This window comes from Bacillus cereus group sp. BfR-BA-01441 (assembly GCF_022663075.1).
Classification (GTDB): domain Bacteria; phylum Bacillota; class Bacilli; order Bacillales; family Bacillaceae_G; genus Bacillus_A; species Bacillus_A cereus.
This window is the reverse complement of sequence record NZ_JAKUEU010000164.1, coordinates 1-4,695: the sequence shown is the minus strand read 5'-3', so window position 1 is coordinate 4,695 and position 4,695 is coordinate 1. Positions and strand designations below refer to the sequence as shown.

The window sequence follows — 4,695 nt, the reverse complement described above, 5'->3', positions numbered from 1 at the left end:
TTCACAACTAGGGTGGTACCGCGATAATTTTGTCGTCCCTACGTATTTACGTAGGGGCGTTTTTTTATTATTAGGGAGGAAGTGAACGTATTAGAAAAGAGTATTGATAGAACAATATAAATACCGAATTGTAACAAAGAAAAAGAGATAGAGAGGAGATTAACAAATGAATTCACAGCAATGGACATCGAAATTAGGTTTCGTATTAGCTGCAGCAGGTTCGGCAATTGGTCTTGGGGCGATTTGGAAATTCCCATATATGGCCGGCATTGGAGGAGGCGGAGCGTTCTTCCTAATTTTCATCGGTTTCACATTATTAATTGGTTTACCGCTATTATTAGCTGAATTTGTTATTGGAAGAAGTACACAAAAAGAGGCTGTCGATGCATATAGAGAGATTGCTCCTAAAACGTTATGGCCTTGGTTAGGTAAATTAGGAATTGTAACATGTTTCATATTACTTTCTTTCTACAGTGTTGTAGGAGGCTGGATTTTATTATATTTATGGAATGCAATTACAGGTAGACTATGGGAAGGAAATGGAGCATACGAAGCTACGTTTGGTGAAATCATTTCCAATCCATATTTAGCAGTTGGATCACAGCTATTATTCATCCTTATTACTATTTTCATCGTAAGTAAAGGTGTACAAAATGGTGTTGAAAAAGTAAATAAATATTTCATGCCAGCACTATTCGTTTTATTCTTTGTATTAATCGTTCGTGCACTTACGTTAGATGGTGCTGGAGAAGGCGTTCGTTTCTTCTTACAACCTGATTTCTCACATGTAACATCAGAAGTTATTTTATACGCAATGGGGCAATCGTTCTTCTCATTATCTGTTGGGGTAGCCGTTATGGTAACGTATAGCTCATACTTACCGAAAGAAGAAAGCTTACCACGTTCAGCATTTTCTATCGTAGCCTTAACTCTTGTTATTACATTACTTGCAGGACTTGCAATTTTCCCAGTTGTGTTCGCATTTGGGATGGAACCATCTCAAGGACCAGGACTATTATTTATCGTATTGCCAGCTATTTTCAGTAAAATGGCATTCGGAAAATTATTCTTCATCGTTTTCTTATTACTATTCTTCTTCGCTACGATTACATCAGCAATTTCGATGTTAGAAATTAGTGTTGCATCGTTAACATCAAAAGGTAAAGGGAAACGTGAAAAAATGGCCTTAATCGTAGGGTTATTAATCTTCGTTGTTGGGGTACCATCAGCATTATCATTCGGTATATTAAGTGATCTGAAGATTTTCGGGAAGACAGTCTTTGATTTAGCGGACTATGCAGTAAGTAACGTATTAATGCCACTTGGTGTATTATTAGTTTCTATCTTTGTTCCTTTAAAAATGAAGAAAGATGTATTAATGAAAGAGCTAGGTGTAAGTAAAAATAAAGGTTATAAACTATTCGTATTATGGTTATTCTTACTTCGTTATATCGCACCAATTGCGATTATTATCGTATTCTTAAATGTACTTGGCATTATATAAAAAGAAAGGTAGCGTATCATACAAAGATACGCTACCTTTTTATTTTGCTCTTTTTTGCAATTCATTTACTGTTACGAACTGATAGCCCTTCTTAGATAAAGAATCTAAAATACCTTCAATCGTTTGTAAATTTTCATTAGACTCATCATACATAGAGTGCAGTAAAATGATAGAACCTGGTTTTACATTTTTATTAACGTATTTAATTTTATCAGCCGCAGATTTATAAAAAGTATCGGGCTCAAGATCCCATGTGATTGTTTCGATATTGTTTTTATTTAAATAATATGGCAGCCCTATTAACTTCTTACCGTTAGGGGGCCTAAAATCAATTTCGTCTGTAAATCCTGTTTGGCGGATTAATGAATTCGTTTTTTCTATTTCATCTTTAATAAAAGAAGGTGTTTTGAAAACCATTCTATTATGAGAATATGTATGGTTTCCAAGTTGGTGCCCAGATTGCGTGATAGCTTCTCCTAACGATAAATTTTGCTCTAATTCATTTCCAATTAAAAAGAAAGTAGCTTTAGCGTTGTATTTATCTAGTAGCGGTAATATTTGTTTTACATTGTTAGTAGGGCCATCATCAAAAGTTAAAGCAATCACTTTTTCATTTGTTTCTACGCGTTGTGTTAAATCTCCAAATAATTGAAAGCTTCTTGCGTTCATCAATTTGTATGTTCCGAATAATGCCGTGATAATAAAGAATAGTGTAACGATTGTAATGATAATTTTTTTCTTCATAATGTAACCTCACAATGATTTTTAATTCAGTTAAAAAGTATTATATCAAACTAAGTAATTTCGTGCTTTAAGAAGGGTGTGGATGCAAGGAGAAGGAATTTATCATATAATAAAATGCAAAAGGTATATTAGGAGGTGTTTATATGGCGATTATAATTCAATTGCCAGACACTGCAACGTCTCATGCAAAGCCAAGTATGGAAATGGCGATACTTTGCGTGAGGTAGACAAGTAATATACAATCGCCTATATGAGCTCGTATCATTTTTTATATTTGGCTTTGCACCTTATTGAAATGAACCATAAAAAATAAGGGGCGAGCAGAAATGAAATACGTAAAAGCTAATGCTGTTTTACCAGAGAGTTTAATTACTGAAATTCAAAAGTATATACAAGGTGAAACAATTTACATTCCGAAACAAGAAACGAAACATTATAAATGGGGTACACGATCTGGCGGAAGAAAACAACTAGATGAAAGAAATAAAGCAATTAAAGAAGCGTTTAAAAGTGGGATTGCTATTCATCAACTTGCAGAAGAATATTTTCTTTCTGGGGAAACGATTAAAAAGATTGTGTATTCTAAATAAGAGGAAAAGAGTCTGATTCATATATTACTTTGAATCAGACTCTTTTTGTTTTATGTGTATTGGATATATGAGGCGTGAACGGGCATGATAATAGAAAAAATGTGTCGTTTTTTTATTAAATGGTATACAGAGCACTTGAAAAGTAGAAAGGTGAACATATATGAATCATATTGGACAAATAACGTTAGAGCTTTTAGTTGGTTTTTTTGTTCTATTAATTGCTACAAAAATATTAGGGAAAACACAAATATCTCAGCTAACGCCATTTGATTTTATTTCTGCAATCGTCCTAGGTGAGCTCGTTGGAAATTCAATATATGATCCTAAAATTAAAGTATGGTCTATTTTATATTCAGTATTTGTTTGGGTAATTTTAATTTATACTATAGAAGTGATAACACAAAAAGTAAGAGGAACAAGAAGGTTTTTTGAAGGGTATCCTTCAATTATTATTCGTAACGGAAAGATTGATCGTGAACAATTAAGCGTAAATCATTTGGATATAAACCAATTACAACAAATGCTTAGGCAACAAAAAGATATATTTTCAATCCGAGAAGTTGAATATATGATATTGGAACCGAACGGAAACATAAGCGTTCTGAAAAAAAGTAAATACGAATCTCCTACTATAAATGATTTAAGTTTAAAACATAAGCCTGTATACTTACCAATTTCATTAATTAGTGATGGAAAAGTAGTTAAGGATAATTTGAGGGAAGCGGGATTTGATGAAGGATGGCTTTATAAACAAATAAAGCAAAAAGGAATTACTAAATTTGAAGACGTATTATATGCGGAATGGAAAACAGATGATGGCTTCTTTTGTCAGGAAATGCAGCGGTAGAGAATAAGTGATATATGTAATGTTTGTTTCTAAGTTATCTTTTACATATCAAAAAATGTAATCATTGTATACAATAAAACTAGATCAACAATTTGTATGGAGTGATAAAGATGGAAGCGTTTATTAGAAGTGATCAATATAATTTTATAAAATCACAAGCTTATATTTTAGCAAACGGGCATGCAACGGCAAATGATAGAGGTGTAATTCAAGCGTTAAAATCGCTTGCGATTGAAAAGATAATACATGTATTTGAGAATTTAACGGATGAACAGAAAGAGTTAATTGATACGGTATTAACAGTTCAAAATAGAGAAGATGCAGAATCATTTTTAATGAAAATAAATCCGTATGTAATTCCGTTTCAAGAAGTTACAGCACAAACATTAAAAAAATTATTTCCTAAAGCGAAAAAGTTAAAACTTCCTGATATGGAAGAAATGGATATGAAAGAAATATCTTATTTAAGCTGGATTGATAAGGGGTCAAGCAGGAAATTTATTATAGCGAAAAATGATAAAAATAAATTTGTTGGTCTGCAAGGAACGTTCCAAAGTTTAAATAAAAAAAGCATTTGTTCGTTATGTCATGGACATGAAGAAGTAGGAATGTTTTTAGTTGAAATTAAAGGCGATGTACCAGGAACTTTCGTTAAAAAGGGAAACTACATTTGCAAAGATGGTGTAGCTTGCAATCAGAATATGAAGTCACTTGATAAATTACATGATTTTATTGAGCGATTGAAGAAATAACGAGAAAACCTCTAGTATTTAAACTGGAGGTTTTTATTTTTTGAAGAAGTAAAATAAGCTTTCTTTGTAAATGTAGATTTATAATGAAATTTGATAAAAATATCTATTATGATACAGTTGCTTATATGCAAGGAGGTAAAACATGGATTACCTTTTATCGAAAGAAAAAGTGAAGCGATGGCCCAAAGATATGATAGCGGCGGGGCGTTTTCATACAGTTGGCCTGAAATCGGATGGCACGGTAGTAGCGGTGGGCCG

The 4,695-nt window shown here is 32.6% G+C and carries 6 protein-coding genes; 5 read left to right on the top strand and 1 reads right to left on the bottom strand.

The window, feature by feature from the left end:
• Positions 1-166: 166 nt before the first annotated feature.
• Complete coding sequence (locus tag MR107_RS29285) at positions 167-1,504, top strand: sodium-dependent transporter (protein WP_001088187.1); 1,338 nt, start codon at positions 167-169, stop codon at positions 1,502-1,504.
• A 39-nt stretch (positions 1,505-1,543) separates the two neighbouring features.
• Here the strand turns inward: MR107_RS29285 and MR107_RS29280 are convergent, their stop codons facing one another.
• Positions 1,544-2,248: a polysaccharide deacetylase family protein gene (locus MR107_RS29280; RefSeq protein WP_000726860.1), complete on the bottom strand. Its 705-nt coding sequence runs from the start codon at positions 2,246-2,248 to the stop codon at positions 1,544-1,546.
• A 326-nt stretch (positions 2,249-2,574) separates the two neighbouring features.
• Here MR107_RS29280 and MR107_RS29275 point away from each other — a divergent pair, with 326 nt between their 5' ends.
• The 4 genes from MR107_RS29275 to MR107_RS29260 form a co-directional block, all read left to right on the top strand.
• The gene (locus MR107_RS29275; protein WP_000878325.1) at positions 2,575-2,838 is read left to right on the top strand and encodes a CD3324 family protein; all 264 of its coding nucleotides are present in this window, start codon (positions 2,575-2,577) and stop codon (positions 2,836-2,838) included.
• Positions 2,839-2,998: 160 nt separating this feature from the next.
• Positions 2,999-3,685 (top strand): DUF421 domain-containing protein, encoded by a 687-nt coding sequence (locus MR107_RS29270; RefSeq protein ID WP_242293092.1) that lies wholly within the window; start codon positions 2,999-3,001, stop codon positions 3,683-3,685.
• Positions 3,686-3,795: 110 nt separating this feature from the next.
• On the top strand, positions 3,796-4,437 hold the full coding sequence (locus MR107_RS29265; RefSeq protein ID WP_000387072.1) for a FusB/FusC family EF-G-binding protein: 642 nt from the start codon (positions 3,796-3,798) through the stop codon (positions 4,435-4,437).
• Between the two features lie 142 nt (positions 4,438-4,579).
• Positions 4,580-4,695, top strand: a 116-nt coding sequence (locus tag MR107_RS29260; RefSeq protein ID WP_242293093.1) for an RCC1-like domain-containing protein, incomplete at its 3' end; no start/stop codon positions are given.